Raw genomic sequence first — 19,075 nt, 5'->3', positions numbered from 1 at the left:
AACGCCTCGCCTGTGGCGTCCGAGTATTGGTTGGCTGTTTTTCTTCTGTCGCGGTCGCTCGCCGGTCACGCGGATACCAGGTGGTTGTAGCGGCTTCGGAAGAACAGCAGGGGTGAGGCCGTGCTGTCGGCGTCGAGGTCGTTGACCCGCCCGATGACGATGTAGTGGTCACCGGCGTCGTGCACGGCTTCGATCCCGCAGTCGATCCAGGCGACCACGCCGTCGATGACCGGGTCTCCGTGCGGCCCCGGCTGCCAGGCCACCTCGGCGAACTTGTCGCCGCCCGACACCGACAGGGCGCGGCAGATCCGCTCCTGGTCGGTGGCGAGGACGTTCACGCAGAAGGTGCCGCGTTCGGCGATGACCGGGAAGGTCGACGACGTCTTGCCGGGCAGGAATGCCACGAGCGGAGGGGTGAGTGAGACGGAGGTGAACGACGCGACGGTCATGCCCACCGGCTCGCCCCGCGTGTCGCGCGAAGTGATGGCGGTGATGCCGCTGGGGAAGTGGCCGAGGACGGCACGGAAACGTGCGGTGTCGGGGCCCGGCTGCTGGAAGTTCGATGTAAGCATGCTTATAAAATAGAAGCATGCTTAGCATTAATGCAAGCATGCTGATGTTCCGGTCCCACGGGCCGTATGCTGTACGGGTGTCCAGCGCTCTCCCCTACATCAACCCGTTCGACGACGGTCGCTCGCCGACCGAGGACGCCGCAGACATGGACGAAGCGTCCTCGATGATCGATGCGGTCTTCCGGTTCGAGCGGGCGGTCACCAGGATTGGGAACACGCGGCTGCGTCCGTGGAAGATGACGTTGTCCAGCTACACCGCCCTGCGCATCCTGGCCAATCAGCCCCATCTCAGCCTCGCTCAGCTGTCACGCCGTTGCTATGCGCGGCCGCAGACCATGACGCGAATGGTGACACAGCTGGAGAACCGCGGATTCGTGGCCCGCGCCGCGCATCCGGAGAGCGAACGGGCGCTCTCGCTCCAGGTCACCGAGGCAGGTCTGGCCGCCCTGGAGGAGATGAGCAACGAGGTTCTCAAGATCAGCGAGACATTGAACGCCACGCTGGGGCGGGACGACATCGTCGCCACCGACGGCCGCCTGCGGCAGGCCGCGCTCGTGGTGGAGACCGAACTCCGGGACATGGGCCGCCCGGAGGAGTAGAGGCGCGGATGACCGACCCGCGGGGGAGTTCCCCGCGGGACAAGTCCCCGGCCCGCGCCGTGGCCGTCGGGCCGGGTGGGGTCGTCGGGCCGGGTGAGGCGCCGACGTGGCTTCGGTCGCGGCGGTGTGTCCGGCCGCGCGGCCGAACACCGCCGCGCGCATGAGGGCGGCGCCACCGGGATAGTCGCCGTAGAACAGACCGCCGATGGCCTCGCCCGCCGCGTACAGGCCGGGCACCGGCGCCCCGTTGGCCCCGAGCGCCCGTCCGTCCGGGTCGATCCGGATGCCGCCGAAGGTGAAGGTGAGCCCGGCGACCGCGGGGTAGGCGACGTACGGTGGCCGGTTGAGGGGCGCCGCCCAGCGGGACTTGGGCGGGGTGATGCCGGACGTGCCGCGATCCTCACTGACGGTGTCGCCCGGCGGGCAGGCGTTGTTGAACATCTCGAGCGTGTGCGTCAGCCGGTCCGCGGGCACCCCGATCCGCCCGGCGAGCTCGACGACCGTATGCGCGACGATGGGCACCGCCGCGCCGGCGAACTCATCGGCCACCCGGGCCGCGGTGCGCTGGTCGAAGATTTCGAATGCCTCGCACCCGGGCTGACTCATGATCGCTCTGCCCATCTTCGAGTAGTTCCTGATCCACGGGCCGGGGCCCTCGTCGACGAACCGCTCGCCATCGCGGTTGACGAGCACACCGAGCCAGAAGCCGTGCAGCGGGAACGGTGGCGAGTCCGCACTGCGCCCCGGTGACGGCACGGTCGGGTCGACCGCGGCCGAATGGCAGCTCGACCATGTCCCGGCCCGCTCCGCCCCGGCGCGCAGCGCGGCCTGGATCCCGTCGCCCGTGGCCAGGCGGGTGCCGCGCAGGCGCACCGTCTCCCACTCCGGCCCCAGATGCCCGCGGCGCAGTTCACGGCTCGCCTGGAAGCCGCCGGTGGCGACCACCACGGCGTCGGCGGGCACGGTCCGGCTGCCGTCGCCGACCGCGGCGCCCGTGACCCGGCCGTCGCCGCGCCGCACCTCCGCCAGCGGTGTGGACCAGTGGATTTCCACGCCGATCCGCTCGGCGTGCGCGAGCAGGGGCCGGATCACCTCGAACCCGCGCGACATTCCCTCGCCGACGCAGGTCAGCACCTGGCCGGGCGGGATGTGCAGGACACGGTCGCGGACCTCGGCCCCCAGGGTGCGGTTGAATGTGAAGCGGACGCCCTTCGCGGCCAGCCAGCGGACCGTGTCCAACGACCGTTCGGCGAGCGCGCCGACCAGCCGTGACTCGGCCCGGCCGCCGCTCATCGCCGACAGCTCGGCCGCGTAGGCATGACGGGTGTAGGGCGGTGCCTCGATCCGGTCGGCCTTCATGCCCGGCTCGAAATCCTCCGTGATCGACGTCAGATCGTCCGGCCCGTCATAGCAGAACAGGAACAGACCGCCGGAGAAGGCCGCGTTCCCGCCGACGTCCTCGCGGCTGCCCTTCTCGAGCAGCACCACGCGGGCGCCGGCCTCGCGGGCGGAAATCGCCGCGGAAAGGCCGGTCAGCCCGGCGCCGGCGACGACGATCGTGGGCGTACGGGTATGCGTCACTGGTCCTCCTGGATTCGTGCTGCTGAACCGATGTGCGTGGGTCGGCGTGGCGGTGGCGCACCGGGCGCGGGCTCCGGCCCGGCGTCACCAGGTGAAGGCGAGCGGATCGCCGGGGCGGGCCGTGCCCGGCACGCGGCCGGTGCGCCGGACGAACCCCTTGCCGGCCACGCCGACCTCGCCGGTGAGCCAGTTCGCCGTCTCGATGAGGCGGGGCAGATCGATACCGGTGTCCACACCGCACAGTTCGAGCATCTGCACGGCGTCCTCGGTGCACAGCCCCCCGCCCTGGGCGCCGGGCATCGCCGGATGGCCGCCGCTGCCGGCGAGGGAGGTGTCGATGGCGCGGACGCCGAGTTCGAGGAGCGGGAGCAGGGCGGCGAGGCCCATGCCTCGGCCGTCGTGGATCTGCACGGTCAGGTTCCCGGGCGGTATGTGCGTGAGCGCGGCGCTGATGAGTTCGCGGATCTGGGGCGGTGCCGCGTAGCCGGAGGAATCCGCGAGGATCCAGTGCTCCACCCCGATGTCGAGGAGCCGCCGGGCCAGCGGCTGGAGATCCTCGCCGGTGCGTGCGGGGCCGGTCGGCCCACCCCAGGCGAAGATGACGTAGGTGCCGAGCAGGATGTCCTCGTTCGCGGCGTACGCGGCCATGCGCTCCAGCTCGCGCAACGAGTCCGCCGTGGACCGTCCGATGTTGGCGTGGGCGAACTCCTCGTCGGCGGAGAGCAGGAAATGTGCCGTGTCGGCCCCCGCGTCGACCGCGCGGGCGAGCCCGCGCGCATTGCCGACACAGCAGCCGAGGCTGAGCGCGGGCACCCGCGGTACCCGGGCGAACACCTCCGCGGCGTCGGCGAGCCCCGGTACGAGATCGGGCCGGACGAAGGAGGACAGCTCGAACCCGCGGACGCCGGCATCGATCAGGCGCCGCACGAGTTCGATCTTGACGTCGGTCGGGACCGTATGGTCCTGGAAGGTCAACCGGGGCGCGATCTCGCGGATGCGCACTCCGTCGGGCAGGGACATGGCGGTTCCTCAGGTGTGGCGGGTGGGTGCGAGCCCGGCGGCCAGCGCGTCCCAGGCCCCGGCGCGGCCCTGGTCGCGCAGCTGGTGTTTGCGCACCTTGCCGTTCGGGGTGACGGGAAGCCGGTCCACGACGCGGTAGTAGCGGGGGACCATGAAGTGCGGCATCGAGCGGTCGCAGTGGGCGAACAGCTTGGTGAGATCCGGCTCGTGGCCGGGTTCGGGTTGCACGACGACGAGGACCTCGTCCTCGCCCAGCTCCGACGGTGTGCCGATGGCGGCGACGGCCATGACGCCGGGGCAGGCGAGCAGAACCGATTCGATCTCGTGGGAGGAGATGTTCTCACCGCGGCGGCGCAACGCGTCCTTCTTACGGTCGATGAAGTAGAAGTAGCCGTCCTCGTCCGTGTAGCCCAAGTCGCCGGTGTGCCACCAGAGATCCTTCATGGTCGCGAGCGTCGCTTCGGGATCGCGGTGGTAGCCGGCGAACATGATGTCCGGCAGCCGGGGCCGGTACACGATCTCCCCGGTCCGGCCGGGCGCGGCACGCTGCCCCGACTCGTCGTGGATCTCCAGAACGGACGATGCGGTGGGCAGGCCCAGCGAGCCGGCCTTCCGGGCGCCAAGAGGGTTGTAGAGAACGTTCTTGATCTCGGTGAGCCCGTAGCCCTCGACGACGTGGACGCCGAAGCGCTCCTCGAACGGATGCAGTACCTGCGGCGGGGCGGGCGCGGCGAACACCTTCGTCGCCCGGTGGTCGCGATCGCGGTCGGACGGGGGCTGCGCCAGAAGCATCGGCAGAACGGAACCGAGCGCGTTGAACTGGGTGACCCGGTGGGTGCGCAGCTCGTCCCAGAACCTGCTGGCGCTGAACCGGCGCCCGAGGACCACGGTCGCCCCCGCGTAGAAGGCGTGCAGGGATATGTTGATCTGCGCGGCGCCGTGGAAGAGCGGCAGACAGGTGTAGAGAGCCGCTCATCGGCGGTCGTGGCCATCTGCGCCGCGCATTCGCGCGCGGCGACCAGGGGCATCAGGTGCGGGTGGACGACTCCCTTGCTGCGTCCGGTCGTTCCGGACGTGAGCATGATCGCGACCGGGTCCCGCGGCCCGACGCGGGGGAGCTCCACCGCCGGGTCGCCGGCCGCGAGGAGGTCGTTCCAGGTCCGTACCGTCACCCCGGGCGGGGTGCGGCGGTGGCGGTCGCCGTCGAGCAGGACGACGGTCTCGAGGGTGTGCGGTACGTCCGGCAGGTCGGCGACGAGTTCCAGCAGGGCCGCGTCGGTGACCAGCACCCGCACGCCGGTGCTGCGGAGCGCGTGGTCGAGGAAGGAGCCCTTGTAGGCGATGTTGATCGGGACCTCGACGGCCCCGGCGCGGGCCGCTCCCAGCCAGGCGAGCAGATACTCGGGCCGGTTGGGCAGGAAGATCCCGACCGAGCCGCCCGGGGTGGCGCCCGCCGACATCAGGCCGCGTGCCACGTCGGTGACCGCGGCGTCGAGTGCGCCGTAGGTCAGTTCGCTGTCTTCGAAGACGAGCGCGGGCTTGTCGGGGTGCAGTGCGGCGCGGGCGGCGAGGAACCCGCCGACCGTGCCGTCGGCGAGATCGGAGAATCCCTCCAGGCCCGGAGCGCCATCGCCCCGGGCGATGGATACCGTCATGCCAGCTCCTTCTTCACCCGGGCCAGGAAGCCCTCCAACGACGGGTCCCAGGCCGCTTCGGCACCGGTCGTCACCAGAAACGCGTCGACTCCGAGCTCCCGGTACCTGCCGAGGGTGTCCAGGACGCGCTCCTCGGTGCCGACGAGCGCCTGGGAGTTGGCGAAGCCGCCCAGGAGCTTGGTCAGCCCGGTCCAGAAGCAGTCGTCGTGCAGCTCGTGGTCGGTGAGCGCGAGGGCCCGTTGCCGTCCGACGGAGGTGTCGCTCGACGACGAGCGCAGGAAGGCCGGGGTTCCGGCGGCCTCGGCGATCCGCCGCTCCACGGACCGGGCCCGTGCCCAGGCCTCGTCGTCGGTGTCACCGATGAACAGGCGCAGGCTCAGCGAGAACCGCATGGCACGGCCGTGGCGTTCGGCCGCCGCGGTGACCCGGTCGATGCGTTCCTTCGTGCCGGCGAGTGGTTCCCCCCACAGCATGTACAGGTCGGCGTGGCGGGCGCCGAAGTCCACGGCGTCGGCGCTCTCGCCGCCCATGAGGATGGGCACCTGACCCTGCACCGGCTTGGTCCCCAGCTTCACCGCCTCGGCCGTGTAGTACTCGCCGTGGTGGTCGAAGGGCTCGGTCTCGGTCCAGGCGCGGCGGATGATGTCCAGGCACTCGACCGCCCGCCGGTAGCGGTCGGCCTTTGGCAGATCGTCCGACTCGCGACGCAGATCCCTGTCGGAGCCGCCCACGACCACGTTGACGGCGAGCCTGCCCCGCGCGAGTACGTCGAGGGTGGCGAAGTAGCGCGCGGCGGCCACCGGCGCCATCACGCCCGGACGGTGCGCGACGATGGGCGAGAACCTCTCCGACATCGCCAGCGCGAACGGCGCGGTGGCGTGGTTGTGCGGCCAGGTGGCGGAGTACCCGAGCAGGACCCGGTCGATGACCTGCGAGCGGTCCAGTTCCTGGATCCTGGAGATCATGAGGTCGGGGTCGGTTTCGCTGGTCTGAAGGGGCTGCAGCCCGGTGAGGAATTCGACCATGGCGTTCTCAGCTTTCTGCGTGGGGTCCGTTGGGGGAGGGTGATCGGCGGGCGAGCCAGGCTTCGTGGCGGGCGAAGTGGTGCGGTCGGCGTGTCCGCAGCTCGGCCCGCGCGGTGGCCAGCGGCGTGCCGGTGAGCGTCATCTCGGCGGACACCTCCCACCGCCTGCCGCTGTGCCGCTCGATCCGCGCCAGGAGGTCCATGGGCCGCCCGACCGGGACCGGGCGGAGGTAGCGGACCGCCAGCGACTTCGTGACCAGCCGTGGTTCGATCCGCAGCGCGACGATGTTGAGCGCGTCGTCGAACACCGCGGCGGTCCAGCCGCCGTGCGCGACACCGGGTCCGCCGTGCCAGAACGGTGGGCAGACGACCTCGAACCGCACCGCGTCATCCCGCGCCTCGGCGATCTCGACGCCCAGGCGGCAGACGTCGTGCGGAGCGCAGCCGCCGCACAGGAGCCGGCCCGACGGGGAGGGCTCGATCGTGAAGGCGTCGGGGTCCTCCGCGAAGGCGCCGGGGTCCTCAGCCACCCGCGGCCTCCTTGCGCAGGGCCGCCACCACCGCTTCTGGTACGTCGATGGCGCCGCGACGGAGCGTCTCGTTCCGGCGGCTCGCCGAGCGGTCGAACGGCATCCGCACCGCGCGGCCGTCCTCGACGGGACGGGTGGCACGGACCGATTCCGCGAAGGCCGCGACCCGCTGCCGGTAGTCGTCCGGGTCGGTGAGCACACCGGGATCGACCAGCACGACGAAGAAGCCGCAGTCCGACACGCCCGGCGGGTCGGCGGCCGCGCCGGTCATCATGCCGAGGAGCTGGACGACCAGGGCGAGCCCGGAGCCCTTGTGGGCGCCCCATACGCCGAACGCGCCCTCGAGCGCGGCGTCCGGGTCGAGCGTCGGGGCCCCGGCCGCGTCGTAGGCCTGGCCGGGTGCCAGCTTCTCTCCGAGCCGCGCCTTCAGCCGCACCTCCCCGTACATCACGGCGGAGGTACCGATGTCCCAGATGACCGGAGTCGGGGTGGCCGGGAACCCGAACGCGATCGGGTTGGTGCCGAACCGGGCTTCGGTGCCGCCGTGCGGGGCCACCACCGCCGGTCCGCTGCCCGCGATCATCCCGGCGAGCCCGGCGGCCGCGGCCTTCTCCAGGTAGTACGAGAACATCCCGGTGTACCAGGTGTTGTACGCGCCGACGACCGCGACTCCCTGGGCGCGGGCCTTCGCCATGGCCAGCCGCAGCGAGTGCCTGCCGACGAGGTAGCCCACCTGGTCGCCGCCGTCCACGGTGGCGGACACCGGCGTCTCGGCGACGACCCGGATGGGCCGCGGCGGCGCCTCGGTCGTGCGGATGCGCTCCGCTATGGACAGCGCGCGGGCGAGCCCGCCGAAGGACAGCCCGCGCAGTTCGCAGTCGAGCAGATGGTCGGCGATGGTCTCGGCGGCCTCGGCGGAATGCCCGCAGGAGGTCATCGCCGCCGCGACGAGTGCGCGGGCGTCGGGGAGGGACAGAGCCGTCATGAGCCGACCTCCACGGTGAGAGAGCTGGGGATTCGCCCGTCCATAAGCATGCTGAGACAATATAAGCATGCGTAGTAGATAGCAAGCATGCTGATACCCAGGCGGGCTGTCGATGGGGGTGTGCACGCGCGCAGGGGCGGCAAGGAGCGCGCCTCCGGGGATCGTTTGACCGATCCCCGGAGGCGAGGTCACATCACGGCGTCGGTCTGGAGTGGGCCCGCGGTGATGCGCAGCGTCCGGACGCGAACCGGCTCTTCCTGGTCGAGGTAGAAGATGTGCGTGAACGGGGCGCGCACCACCTCTTCCGGTGCGCTCTTCTTGGCCATGGCCGCCTCGCCGCGCAGCAGGCGGACGCCGTCGCCCGCGGCCCAGAACTCCAGAACCTCGTGGGTGATGTTCAGCGGCTCGTCGATCTTGACGAAGAACGCCTTGATGGCCTCGACGCCGTGGATGTGCGCGGTGCCGAAGTACATCTCGGTGTCCTCGGTCAGCGGCGCGAAGCCCTCGTCGAACTCCAGGGTGTCGATGGCGTCCATGAACTTCAGGACCCAGTCGGGCACGGATGTCGCATGTGCAGTGTCTGTCATGCCTAGTAGCGTAACGCTACTAGTTTCAAATCACTACTAGGCTCTACGGTCGCGTCGCCCCGGGCCCTCAGGCTGAGGTGATCAACGGGCGCCACCTTCCTCGGCGGGCACCGGCCGCAGGGTCGATGCCTCGACCGGCTGATGGCAGCTGCTGCACGCGAGGTACGGATTGGTCGGGTTGCCGCACACCGTGTGCATCAGTGGGTGCTGGCTGATGTCGCTGTCGGTCGCATGGCTCTCGGCCCAGCGCGTGATGGCCGCGATGGCGGGGACGACGAGCTCACGGGCGCTGTCGGTGAGCTCGTACTCGTACCACGGCTTGTCCGCGCGGTAGGCGCGCCTGGTGAGCAGACCCAGTTCGGTCAGGCTGTTCAGCCGTGCGGTGAGGATGTTCGCCGAAATGCCCAGCGCTCGCTTGAGTTCGCCGAACCGGCCCACACCGAAGAACACCTCCCGCAGGATCTGGTAGTTCCAGCGCTCGGAGATCGCGGCCAGGAACTCCTGGCCGTGCTGGAAGGTGATGCGGCTCCCGCGGTCGGGCACGGCTTCTCCCCTTGGGTGGTCTTGGGTGATCCCGGTAGTAGTCTTGAATCGAAAGTAGTCCTGCAATGCTACCGGTGTCCGTGCCGACATGCCCAAGCCCCGCCACTTGCAAGGGAGTTGTGCCATCGAGATCAAATCACTGCTTTAATTGGGTAGCTGATCTTGAGTCCCGGCCCCTCGGAAAGGCAGCCTTGATGTCCTCGGTCCTCTACTCGTCCCGCTCCCGTTCCGAGGTCCCGTTCGAGGCTGCCGACGCCGGTGTTCTCCGCGTCATGTCCAACTCCCGCACTCCGGTGTTCTGCACCGTGCGCGCGAGCGGACGACGCCGGTACGGCTACTGGCAGCCGTACGACTCCGTCACCAACAGGGGCGGCTGCTACGTCGCGCTGCCCACCCCCGTATGCGACAGGCTGTACTCCCAGGGGCGGATCACTCTCGGTGAGCCCCTGGTGGATCCGGCCAAGACCACATACCGCGTGTGGCCCGCTCATGGCCCGGTCGCGCCGGTACGCATTCCGGCGGAGCGTCTGCCCGCGACGGCGGTGGCGCAGGTGCTCGCCGCCTGAGCGCAGGTCAGACGTAGAAGCGGGACAGGCTCTGCACCACGGCCGCGGGCTTCGTGCCGCCGTCCACCTCGATCGTGCCGTCGACGGTGATCTGGACGCCGCCGGGTACGTCCTCGACCGAGGTGAGCCGGGCCACCAGCCGTATGCGGGACCCGGCCTTCACCGGCGCGGGGAAGCGCACCTTGTTCAGGCCGTAGTTCACCTTGGTGGTCACGCCCCGTACGTCCAGCAGTTGGGTGAAGAGCGGGATGAACAGGGACAGCGTGAGGTAGCCGTGCGCGATCGGCGCGCCGAAGGGGCCCTGGGCCGCTCGCTCCGGGTCGGTGTGGATCCACTGGTGATCGTCGGTGGCATCGGCGAAGGTGTCGATGCGGTCCTGAGTGACCTCGATCCACTCGCTGGTGCCGAGGTCCGCGTCGGCGAGCTTCTTCAGGTCGTCCAGGCCGTTGACGGTGATGCTCATGAACCGGCTTCCTGTTCAGGGGCGGGGGTGCCGTAGCGGTCGCGCACCCGGGACTTGAGGAGCTTTCCGGAGGCGGTGCGCGGAAGTTCGTCCGCGACCACCACCGACTTGGGGATCTTGTACTTGGCGAGCCGCCCGGACAGTGATGCCAGCACCTGCTCCGGGTCGAGTTCGGTGCCCGCCGCCGGGACGACGACCGCCCGGGGCACCTCGCCCCACATGTCGTCCGGGACACCGATCACCGCGCACTCGGCGATGCCCGGGTGGGCGAGGAGGAGATCCTCGATCTCGGCGGGGTAGACGTTCTCGCCGCCGGATATGATCATGTCCTTGATCCGGTCGACGATGTACACATAACCGTCTTCGTCGACCCGGGCCGCGTCCCCGCTGCGGAACCAGCCGCCCGCGAACGCGGCCTCGGTCTCCTCGGGCAGCCCCCAGTAGCCGGACATCACATGTGGTCCGCGCACCACCACTTCGCCGGTCTCACCGATGCCGACCGGGGTGAGGCCGGGCCGGACGACCCGTACGTCGCTGAAGAAGTGCGGTACGCCCGCCGAGCCCGCCTTGTCGGCGGCGTGCTCGGCGTCCAGGAAGAGGGTGCCGGGCGCGGCCTCGGTCATGCCGTAGCCCTGGAGGAAGGTGAGCCCGCGCTCCTGGTAGGTGGCGATGAGCGGGGTCGGCACCGGGGATCCGCCGCAGGTGAGGATGCGGAGCGAGGACAGATCCGCGTTCGTCCAGCGGGGATGCCGGGCCACCTGGCCGAACATCGTCGGCACTCCGAACATGGAGGTGATGCGATGCCGTTCGATCAGATCCAGGGTCGTCCCCGGCTCGAAGGCCTCCACCAGGACGCAGGTGCCGCCCTTGAGGAGTACCGGCAAGGTGATCATGTTCAGGCCCGCGGTGTGGAACAGCGGGGCGGACACCAGGGCGCGCTCGTCGGCGAACAGATCGTGGTCGACCAGCACATTGACGGCGTTCCAGATGATGTTGCCGTGGGTGAGCATCGCGCCCTTGGGGCGGCCGGTCGTCCCCGAGGTGTACATGATGAGGCAGGTGTCGTCGGGGGTGACCGGTTCATCGATCGGCTCGGTCGGCGCGGCTGCCAGGGTCTGTTCGTATGCGTCGCCGATCTCGATACAGGTCCGTACACCGGTGTCGGCGGGCAGTCCGGCGACGAGCCCGGCTTGTGCGGCACCGTGGATGAGGGCTTTGGCGCCGGAGTCGGCGAGCTGGTACGCGATCTCGGGGCCGGTGAGCCGGGTGTTGAGGGGGACGAAGACGGCGCCGAGGAGGCCCGCGGCGAACAGGGTCTCCAGATAGGCGGGGTGATTGGGGCCGAGATGGGCGATGCGGTCGCCACGCCTGATGCCCCGGGCGCGCAGGGCATGGGCGAGGCGGGTGGTGCGGGTGTGCAGGGTGCGGTAGTCGGTCGACCGCTCGCCGTGGATCAGGGCCGTGCGGTTCGGGGTCTTACGGGCCCGGCGTGCGGGCCATGACCCCAGTCCCTCGTTGCGCATCCGGCACCCCTTACGGTTTTGTCAGCCCGAGCAGCCGGGCCGCGTTCTCCTTGAGGATCTTCGGCTTGACCGCGTCCTTGATGGAGAGCTTGTCGAAGTCGGCCAGCCATCGGTCCGGGGTGAGCACCGGGAAGTCCGAACCGAACAGGACCTTGTCCTTCAGCAGTGTGTTGGCGTACTGCACGAGCTGCGGCGGAAAGTACTTCGGCGACCAGCCGGACAGGTCGATGTGCACGCCGGGCTTGTGGGTCGCCACCGCCAGCGCCTCGTCCTGCCAGGGGAACGACGGATGCGCCAGAATGATCTTCAGATGCGGGAAGTCGGCGGCCACGTCGTCCACATGGAGCGGGTTGGAATACTTCAGCCGGATGCCGCCCCCGCCGGGCACACCGGCGCCGATGCCGGTCTGGCCGGTGTGGAAGAGGGCGATGGTGCCGGTCTCCTCGATCACCTCGTACAGGCCGTACGCCACCGAGCGGTCGTTGGGGAAGAAGCCCTGGACGCTGGGGTGGAACTTGAAGCCCCGCACGCCGTACTCCTCGACCAGCCGCCGGGCCCGCCGCACGCCCGCCTTCCCCCGGAAGGGGTCGATGGAGGCGAAGGGGATGAGGACGTCCGCGTTGGCGGCGGCGGCCTCGGCGACCTCCTCGTTCGGGACGGGCTCGGTACCGGTGGCGGACTCGGCGTCCACCGTGAAGATGACGGCGGCCATCCGCCGTTCGCGGTAGTAGGCGGCCGTCTCCTCGAGGGTGGGCTTCCGTTTGCCTTCGACCTTGAAGTAGGCGGCGGAGGCGGCGTGCAGATCGTCGTCCAGGGAGGAGTGGCCCTTGGCGGACACCTCCGCGTGGGTGTGGACGTCGATGGCGACCAGATTCCGGAGGTCCATCACGCCTCCGGGGTCTTCGGCGCGGGGATGCCCACCGACTGCGGCTCGGCGCCGACCGATGTGTGCCAGACGTCGGCGAGGGCCTCGGGGGTCCAGCCGCCGTCGGCGTAGGCGGTCCGTATCTCCCGCGGATGCGACCAGAGCGCCACCTTGTCGCCGCCGATGCCGACGCACTGGCCGGTGACGCCGCGGGCGGCGTCGGAGGCCAGGAAGGGGACGAGGGCGGCGCAGTCCTCCGGGGTGCCGAATCCCTCGCCCTTGCGCAGGAAGTCCGGCAGCGGCTCGCCGTTCCTCAGGGCCTCCACATGCGGGGCGAAGGCGGGAATGGTCTCGGTCAACGCGGTGGCGGCGACCGGCACGATCGCGTTGACGGTGATGTTCGCGCGGGCCAGTTCCATGGACCAGGTGCGGGCCATGGCGGCGATCCCGGCCTTGGCGGCCGCGTAGTTGGTCTGGCCGAAGTTGCCGCGCTGCCCGGCCGGGGAGCCGACGAGGACGAGTGTGCCGCCATCGCCCTGCTCGCGCATGCGCAACGAGGCGGCGCGGGCGCAGGTGAAGGTGGCGCGCAGATGGGTGGCGATGACCGCGTCGAAGTCCTCGTCGGTCATCTTCCAGAGCACCTTGTCGCGCAGGATGCCCGCGTTGGTGACCAGGACGTCGAGCCGGCCGAACTCCTCGACGGCACGGCTCACCAGCCGGCCGGCGGCCTCGGCGGAGCCGACCGGGACCACCTCGGCCACGGCGGTGCCACCGGCCTCGGTGATGGACTTGACGGCCTGTCCGGCCACGGCTTCGTCGACGTCGTTGACGACCACGGACGCGCCGTGGGCGGCGAGGGCGTGTGCGTAGGCGAGGCCGAGGCCCCGGCCGCTGCCGGTGACGACGGCGACCTTGCCGGTCAGATCGATGGTGGGCACGAGCGGGTCCCTTCGCATGGGTGCGCCTGTCCGGCGCGGAGTGCGGCGGCGAGATCGAAGCTAAGCGCAATAATTGGTGTCGTCAACAGTTGTTGTCCACCTCGGGTGCGTCATGCTGGACTCTGCACACGAGACCCACCCCTCCGGGGAGCGCCGAGACCGGCGCCCCGGAGCCGAGACCAGGGAGCCCGCCATCGCCCGCCGGCACACCGACACCCCGCCCCCCATCGACGCGGACGAACCGTGGATGCGGGCGCTGCACGCGGACTCGGGCTATCTGCTGTACCGCCTGGGCTTGCGCTCCGGTCAGCTGTTCAACACCTTCCTCCAGGAGTCGGGGCTGCGGCTGCGGCACTACGCCGTGCTGCGCTGCCTCGCCACCTGTGAGGGCGCGTTGCAGCGAGAGCTCAGCGCCCGGCTCGGCTATGACCCGAGCGCGATCGTCGGCCTGGTGGACGACCTGGAGAAGCTGGGTTTCGCCGAGCGCCGCCCCGCCCCCGACGACCGCCGCAGCCGCATCGTCGTCCTCACCGAGGGCGGCCGCGCGTTCCTCCGTGACACGGATCAGGCGGGCCGGCGGGTGACCGACGAACTGCTCACCCCGCTCGCCCCCGCCGAACGGGAGACGCTGCACAAGCTCCTGGTGCGCGTCGCCGGGAACGGGCTCGCCTGACGCTGCCGCGTGTGCGCGGGGCCTCGTAATGTATGCGTGTGACCGCTCCAGCCCTCCGCCCCCAGTCCCTGCTGCTCAGCTTCCTCGGTGACGAAGTGCTGGGCCGCGCGGTGTGCGTGTACACGGGGAGCGTCATCGAGGTGTTCCGGCGCGCCGGAGTCGGAGAGCAGGCCACCCGGTCCACCCTCACCCGCATGGTCGGCCGTGGTCTGCTGAGTCGTCGGCGTGAGGGCCGGCGGACCTACATCGGCCTCACCGACCGCTCGGAGGCGATCCTCCGTGACGGCGAGCGGCGCATCTGGAAGACGGGCGCGGTCAACCGCGAGTGGGACGGCACCTGGACCCTGCTCGGCTTCTCGCTCCCGGAGTCATGGCAGCGCCAGCGGCACGATCTGCGCTCCCAGCTGACCTGGGCGGGCTTCGGCGCGCTGTTCAGCGGACTGTGGATCGCGCCGGGCGAGGTCGACGTCTCCGAGATCGTCGCCGCGCTGGGCCTGGCCGCGCATGTGAAGGTCTTCCGCGCCCACGCGGACGTCGGCATGGATATCGCCGAGATGGTCGACGACACCTGGGACCTGCGCGAACTGGGCGCCGGTTACCGGGACTTCGACGCGTTCTGGCGGCCGTACGCCTCGGGTGGCGTGGACTTGGCCGGAGAGGACGCCCTCGCGCTGCGTCTCCGCCTGACCGCCGAGTGGCTGCAGGTCATCCGCAGTGATCCGCGGTTGCCCGTACGGCACCTGCCGGAGGACTGGCCCGCGGCCGGGGCGGAGGAGACGTTCCGCGCGGTCCACGGCCTGTTGGAGGCGCCCGCCCGGGACGCGGCGCGCCGGTCGATCGAGACCGTTCCGGCGTAGCCGTCTTCACGCGTGCCACACCAGGGCGTGCTCTCAGGCGAAATTGTGCATTGCGTTGACGGCTGCAAGAAATCAGCCCTACATTCCTCCACACCTTCGTTCAGCGCGCTGAGACGCCCCCAGGTTCCCCGCTCCGCAGCCGCCCACAAGGAGCCACTTCCATGTTTGCTCGCACCCGTCCGCGTGTCGCACTGGCCGCCCTGGCGTCCGTCGCCCTCACCGCCCTTCCCTGGTCAGCCGCCCAGGCGGACCCGACGGCCACTGCCCATCTCACCGGCACCCTCGCCGACGGCGCCACCTGGATGGCGGACGTCCCCGACCGCTGGAACGGCACCCTGCTGCTGTTCAGCCATGGCTTCGGCCCCACCGTCGCCCAGGACGCCCCCTCCGACGCCGTACGCACCGAGTTGCTCTCCGAGGGCTATGCGATGGCCGGTTCGTCGTACGACCCCCATGGCTCGATGTGGGCCCTGAACAGCGCAGAACCCGACCAGTTCGCCACACTCGACGCCGTCGTCGCGAAGATCGGCACCCCGCGGCGCACCCTGGCCGTCGGCCAGTCCATGGGCGGACTCGTCAACGCGCAGATCGCCCGCGACGGCGCCGGCCGTGTCGACGGCGTGCTCGGCCTGTGCGGCCTGGTCGCGGGCGGCACCGACCTGGACAACTACCAACTCGACGCCGAGTACACCATCGCTCGGCTGCTCCTGCCGGGGCAGGACGTCCGTCTGGTGCGCTTCGGCTCCGCCGCCGACGCGGCCGCCACCGCCGGGAAGCTCACCGACGCCGTCACCGCCGCGCAGGCCACCCCGCGGGGCCGGGCCCGGATCGCGCTGGCCGCGGCCTTCCTCAACCTGCCCGCCTGGGCGCCCGGAAAGGACCGGCCCGCCCCGGCCGACTGGGCAGGCCAGGAGGAGCAGCAGTACACGTGGTTCGCGCAGGGCATCCTGTCGTTCGTCGAGGGCGGCCGGTTCGCCATGGAGCAGTCCGTCGGTGGCGACAACTCCTGGAACCGGGGCGTCGACTACGCCCACCTGCTCGCCGGCTCCGCTCACGCGCCGCAGGTCCGCGCGCTGTATCGGGCGGCCGGACTCGACCTGCGCGCCGACCTGACGTCCCTGACCCGGAGCGCCTCGATCGCCGCCGACCCCGCCGCCGTCCGTACGGCGCAGCGCACCTCGTCCGCCGGTCAGGGCCTCGGCGTACCGCTGCTGGACGTGCACACGATCGCCGACAATCTCGTACCCGTGGAACAGGAACGGCAGTTCGGCGACCGGGTGCGCACGGCCGGGGACGGCGCGCTGCTGCGGCAGGCCTACGTCGAACGACAGGGCCACTGCGCATTCACCACCGCCGAGACCGTGGCCGCCCTGCACGCGCTCGAACACCGCGTCGTCACCGGCCACTGGGACGACGCCGCGACCCCGGCCGCGCTTCAGCGGTCCGCCACGGCGCTCGGTCTGGACGGGGCGGCGTACGCCCCGTACCGCCCGGCACGTCTGACGGTCGGCCGCGATCGCCCGGCACCCCCCGCCCGCCACTGACGTTGGGACCCTCATATGTCCGACGCATCCGCCTCTTCTCCCTCAGCGCCCCCTTCCGCATCCCCGGTCCCGCGTCTCCCGCTCGGTACGCTCGTCGCCGGCTGTCTCGCCGTCTGCCTCGCCCAGATCGGCCTCGCGATACCGGCCACCCTCAACGGCCTGTTCCAGGAACACCTCCACCCCGTCGGCGCCCAACTCACCTGGATCTCCGACGCGTTCCTGCTGCCCGTCACCGTCCTCGAACTCTCCTTCGGCGTGCTGGGCGACCTCTTCGGCCGCAAACGGCTCCTCGTCGGCGGGGCCGCACTGGTGTGCGCGGGCGAGGTCGTCGCCGCAAGCGCGTCCGGCATCCATCAGCTGTGGGCGGGGCAGGCGCTGGCCGGTCTCGGCGCCGCCGCGCTCTTCCCCACATCGCTCGCCATGATCGCGGCCGGTACGCACACCGGTGCCCAGCGGGCCCGCGTCATCGCTCTCTGGGCCTCCAGCCTGTCCGCGGGCGGCTTCCTCGCGCCGCTGCTCGGCGGTATCACCGGCACCTACGGCTCGTGGCGCTCGGCGTTCGTGGTGGTCGCCGTGCTGGCCGCGGTCAGCGCCCTGGTGAGCCTGTGGCTCGCCGCCAACTCCCGGGCCCCGGAGGGGCGTTCGCTGGACATCGGCGGCCAGATCACCATCGGCGTCGGTCTGTTCGCCCTGCTGTACGCCGTCATCCAGGGGCCGACCGACGGCTGGGGATCGACCCCCGTGATCGTGGCGTTCGTGATCGCCGCGGTGTTCCTGGGCCTGTTCGTGGCCGCCGAGAGCCGGGCCCGCTCGCCCCTCCTGCGCCTGGCCCTGTTCCGCGACCGTTCCTTCGCGATCGCGTCGGTCGTCGCGGTGGTGGGCATGTTCAGCTTCCTGGGCACGGCCTATGCGGCGAGCATCCGGCTCGGCCCCATCCAGCACCAGAGCCCGATGCGCACGGCCTTCGCGTTCCTGCTGCTCAACGGCGTCACCCCGGTGCTCACCCCGCTGACCTCCCGGCTGCTGAACCGGCTGCCCGCACGGACGCTGCTCACCTCCGGTCTGACACTGATCGCCGTGGGCGACTTCCTGGCCGCCGGGCTCGACGTCGGCGACCGGAGCCTGACCTCGCTGATCCTGCCGCTCGGCCTGGTCGGCATCGGTTTCGCCCTCACGGTGTCGTCCATCACCGCGACCGCCGTCAACACGGTGCCACTCCCGCTCGCGGGCATGGCCAGCGCGGCCACCAACCTGCTGCGCGACTTCGGCTTCACCCTCGGACCCGCCGTCATCGGCGCCGTCGCGCTGAGCCAGGCGGCGTCCCGGGTGACCTCGTCGCTGACCACCTCGTCGTCCCTGACCGCGGAGTCGAAGGCGGCGGCGCACGAGGTGCTGAGGGAAGGCGGCCCCCTCGCGCTGAACTCCGTCCCCGCCACCTCCCCGCCGGGCGCGGCCCGCGCACCCGCCCTCGACGCCCTCGGCCACGGCTACGCGATCGGCTTCGTGGTGTGCGGCTCGGCCGCCGTGTTCTCGGCGCTGCTGGTGGTGACGGCTCTGCGGGGACGGATGGCGGAGAAGGGCGCGCCGCGAGCGGAGGACGGTATGCGACGGCGGCCCGCGGGAGAGTCTCAGTCCGCCGGTTGAGTGAAGCGGAGGCGGTTGCCGAACGGGTCACGCAGGCCGCAGTCGATCCCGTACGGGCGCTCGGTGGGTTCCTCGGTGAACTCCACGCCCTGCGCCAGCAGTGTCTCGTAGGTCTTGCGGCAGTCGGGGGTGGTCAGGATGAGCCAGCCGCCCACCACGCCCTTGGTCACCAGCTCTCGGACCTGCTCCGCCGTCTCCTCCGACATCGCCGGAGCACCCGGCTTCTCCAGCAGGATCTGCCGCTCGGGGTGACCGGGAACGCTGACGGCGAGCCAGCGCATGAAGCCCAAGTCGATGTCCGCGGCGACCTCCAGGCCGAGCTTGCCGACGTAGAAGTCGAGGGCCTCGTCCTGGTCGAGGACGTAAATCTGCGAATGTGTGATGGCGTTGAACATGGGACTCACGCTACCGAGCGGACCGGACGAAAACTTATCCGAAACTGCTCAGCCGGCGGACGGCTGACACCGGGGGACGGCTGACACCGGGGACGGTACGGATACGGCGGATGGTCAGGCACTCGGCCGCGTCCACGCCATCGTGAAGCACGTCGGCACGCCCGTGGCCACCGCTTCCTTGCGGTAGGCCCGCGGCGATCGGCCGACGATGTCGCGGAACGTACGGCTGAAGGTGCCCGGACTGCCGAAGCCGACGTCGAAGCAGATGTCCGTCACCCTGCGGTCGCTCTCCCGCAGCAGGAACATCGCTCGCTCCACACGGCGGCGCTGCAGATAGCGGTGCGGCGTTTCACCGAACGTGGCCCGGAAGGTACGCGTGAAGTGCGCCTCGGACACGTGCGCGATCCGGGCCAGGGCCGGGACGTCCAGCGGCCGTGCGTAGTCGCGGTCCATCGCGTCCCGGGCCCGGAGCATGCGGCGGTTGGTCTCTTCTGCGGCGCGGCTCACGGTG

At 70.8% G+C, this 19,075-nt stretch carries 20 protein-coding genes and 2 pseudogenes; 6 read left to right on the top strand and 16 right to left on the bottom strand.

All coding sequences use genetic code 11. From position 1 onward, the window contains the following. Window positions 1–65 precede the first annotated feature (65 nt). Window positions 66–572, bottom strand: coding sequence for a flavin reductase family protein (locus tag J2Z30_RS23040; protein ID WP_044580421.1), 507 nt, complete (start codon window positions 570–572; stop codon window positions 66–68). A gap of 17 nt (window positions 573–589) precedes the next feature. Between J2Z30_RS23040 and J2Z30_RS51380 the strand changes: the two are divergent. Then, a pseudogene (locus J2Z30_RS51380) lies at window positions 590–922 on the top strand (winged helix DNA-binding protein); the annotation flags it as partial. On the opposite strand, the gene tcuA reads toward J2Z30_RS51380, so the two are convergent. The 9 genes and pseudogenes from tcuA to J2Z30_RS22995 form a co-directional block, all read right to left on the bottom strand. Continuing rightward, a complete protein-coding gene (gene tcuA / locus J2Z30_RS23030; RefSeq protein WP_308280021.1) occupies window positions 878–2,752 on the bottom strand; it encodes an FAD-dependent tricarballylate dehydrogenase TcuA in 1,875 nt (624 codons plus the stop codon). The pseudogene J2Z30_RS51380 and the gene tcuA overlap by 45 nt on opposite strands. A gap of 84 nt (window positions 2,753–2,836) precedes the next feature. Further along, window positions 2,837–3,772, bottom strand: a complete 936-nt coding sequence (locus tag J2Z30_RS23025; protein ID WP_044580422.1) for a hydroxymethylglutaryl-CoA lyase-like TIM-barrel protein — start codon at window positions 3,770–3,772, stop codon at window positions 2,837–2,839. Between the two features lie 9 nt (window positions 3,773–3,781). Further along, window positions 3,782–4,687 carry an AMP-binding protein gene (locus J2Z30_RS50995; protein WP_281062744.1) on the bottom strand — a complete coding sequence of 302 codons (906 nt, stop codon included), beginning with the start codon at window positions 4,685–4,687 and terminating at the stop codon, window positions 3,782–3,784. Between the two features lie 143 nt (window positions 4,688–4,830). Then, window positions 4,831–5,427: pseudogene (locus tag J2Z30_RS50990) on the bottom strand (AMP-binding protein); the annotation flags it as partial. Next, on the bottom strand, window positions 5,424–6,452 hold the full coding sequence (locus J2Z30_RS23015) for an LLM class flavin-dependent oxidoreductase (RefSeq protein WP_044580423.1): 1,029 nt from the start codon (window positions 6,450–6,452) through the stop codon (window positions 5,424–5,426). The pseudogene J2Z30_RS50990 and the gene J2Z30_RS23015, both read right to left, overlap by 4 nt. Window positions 6,453–6,459: 7 nt before the next feature. Next, window positions 6,460–6,981: a PaaI family thioesterase gene (locus J2Z30_RS49785; RefSeq protein ID WP_052701920.1), complete on the bottom strand. Its 522-nt coding sequence runs from the start codon at window positions 6,979–6,981 to the stop codon at window positions 6,460–6,462. Further along, window positions 6,974–7,966: an Ldh family oxidoreductase gene (locus J2Z30_RS23005; protein WP_044580424.1), complete on the bottom strand. Its 993-nt coding sequence runs from the start codon at window positions 7,964–7,966 to the stop codon at window positions 6,974–6,976. The genes J2Z30_RS49785 and J2Z30_RS23005 overlap by 8 nt, the downstream gene beginning before the upstream one ends. Before the next feature lie 188 nt (window positions 7,967–8,154). Next, complete coding sequence (locus J2Z30_RS23000) at window positions 8,155–8,553, bottom strand: nuclear transport factor 2-like protein (RefSeq protein WP_044580425.1); 399 nt, start codon at window positions 8,551–8,553, stop codon at window positions 8,155–8,157. Between the two features lie 81 nt (window positions 8,554–8,634). Next, window positions 8,635–9,096, bottom strand: a complete 462-nt coding sequence (locus J2Z30_RS22995; RefSeq protein WP_044580426.1) for a winged helix-turn-helix transcriptional regulator — start codon at window positions 9,094–9,096, stop codon at window positions 8,635–8,637. Between the two features lie 194 nt (window positions 9,097–9,290). On the opposite strand from J2Z30_RS22995, the gene J2Z30_RS22990 reads away from it, so the two are divergent. Continuing rightward, complete coding sequence (locus J2Z30_RS22990; protein ID WP_044580427.1) at window positions 9,291–9,662, top strand: hypothetical protein; 372 nt, start codon at window positions 9,291–9,293, stop codon at window positions 9,660–9,662. A 7-nt stretch (window positions 9,663–9,669) separates the two neighbouring features. Here the strand turns inward: J2Z30_RS22990 and J2Z30_RS22985 are convergent, their stop codons facing one another. Genes J2Z30_RS22985 through J2Z30_RS22970 form a run of 4 tightly spaced genes read right to left on the bottom strand, consistent with a single transcriptional unit; the run spans window position 9,670 to window position 13,451 of the window. Beyond that, complete coding sequence (locus tag J2Z30_RS22985; RefSeq protein ID WP_044580428.1) at window positions 9,670–10,125, bottom strand: MaoC family dehydratase; 456 nt, start codon at window positions 10,123–10,125, stop codon at window positions 9,670–9,672. Continuing rightward, the gene (gene menE / locus J2Z30_RS22980; RefSeq protein WP_044580429.1) at window positions 10,122–11,648 is read right to left on the bottom strand and encodes an o-succinylbenzoate--CoA ligase; all 1,527 of its coding nucleotides are present in this window, start codon (window positions 11,646–11,648) and stop codon (window positions 10,122–10,124) included. The genes J2Z30_RS22985 and menE overlap by 4 nt, the downstream gene beginning before the upstream one ends. Before the next feature lie 10 nt (window positions 11,649–11,658). Further along, window positions 11,659–12,534, bottom strand: a complete 876-nt coding sequence (locus J2Z30_RS22975; RefSeq protein ID WP_044580430.1) for an amidohydrolase family protein — start codon at window positions 12,532–12,534, stop codon at window positions 11,659–11,661. After that, window positions 12,534–13,451 (bottom strand): SDR family NAD(P)-dependent oxidoreductase, encoded by a 918-nt coding sequence (locus J2Z30_RS22970; RefSeq protein ID WP_044582552.1) that lies wholly within the window; start codon window positions 13,449–13,451, stop codon window positions 12,534–12,536. The genes J2Z30_RS22975 and J2Z30_RS22970 overlap by 1 nt, the downstream gene beginning before the upstream one ends. Before the next feature lie 247 nt (window positions 13,452–13,698). On the opposite strand from J2Z30_RS22970, the gene J2Z30_RS22965 reads away from it, so the two are divergent. From J2Z30_RS22965 to J2Z30_RS22950, 4 genes are all read left to right on the top strand, one after another. Continuing rightward, window positions 13,699–14,124, top strand: a complete 426-nt coding sequence (locus J2Z30_RS22965) for a MarR family winged helix-turn-helix transcriptional regulator (RefSeq protein WP_044582553.1) — start codon at window positions 13,699–13,701, stop codon at window positions 14,122–14,124. A 32-nt stretch (window positions 14,125–14,156) separates the two neighbouring features. Further along, window positions 14,157–14,981: a PaaX family transcriptional regulator gene (locus tag J2Z30_RS22960; protein ID WP_044580431.1), complete on the top strand. Its 825-nt coding sequence runs from the start codon at window positions 14,157–14,159 to the stop codon at window positions 14,979–14,981. A 161-nt stretch (window positions 14,982–15,142) separates the two neighbouring features. Next, window positions 15,143–16,525: a hypothetical protein gene (locus J2Z30_RS22955; RefSeq protein WP_044580432.1), complete on the top strand. Its 1,383-nt coding sequence runs from the start codon at window positions 15,143–15,145 to the stop codon at window positions 16,523–16,525. A 15-nt stretch (window positions 16,526–16,540) separates the two neighbouring features. Next, window positions 16,541–18,169: an MFS transporter gene (locus J2Z30_RS22950; protein WP_044580433.1), complete on the top strand. Its 1,629-nt coding sequence runs from the start codon at window positions 16,541–16,543 to the stop codon at window positions 18,167–18,169. Here the strand turns inward: J2Z30_RS22950 and J2Z30_RS22945 are convergent. Both J2Z30_RS22945 and J2Z30_RS22940 read right to left on the bottom strand, forming a co-directional pair. Further along, window positions 18,154–18,564: a VOC family protein gene (locus tag J2Z30_RS22945; protein ID WP_044580434.1), complete on the bottom strand. Its 411-nt coding sequence runs from the start codon at window positions 18,562–18,564 to the stop codon at window positions 18,154–18,156. The genes J2Z30_RS22950 and J2Z30_RS22945 overlap by 16 nt on opposite strands. Window positions 18,565–18,678: 114 nt before the next feature. Beyond that, a complete protein-coding gene (locus tag J2Z30_RS22940; protein ID WP_209468794.1) occupies window positions 18,679–19,071 on the bottom strand; it encodes a helix-turn-helix domain-containing protein in 393 nt (130 codons plus the stop codon). Window positions 19,072–19,075 lie beyond the last annotated feature (4 nt).

The sequence above is a fragment of the Streptomyces iranensis genome (assembly GCF_017874715.1).
In the GTDB taxonomy this organism is placed as follows: Bacteria; Actinomycetota; Actinomycetes; order Streptomycetales; family Streptomycetaceae; genus Streptomyces; species Streptomyces iranensis.
Note: the sequence above shows the minus strand (reverse complement) of the source record. Positions and strands in the feature narration are given on the sequence as shown.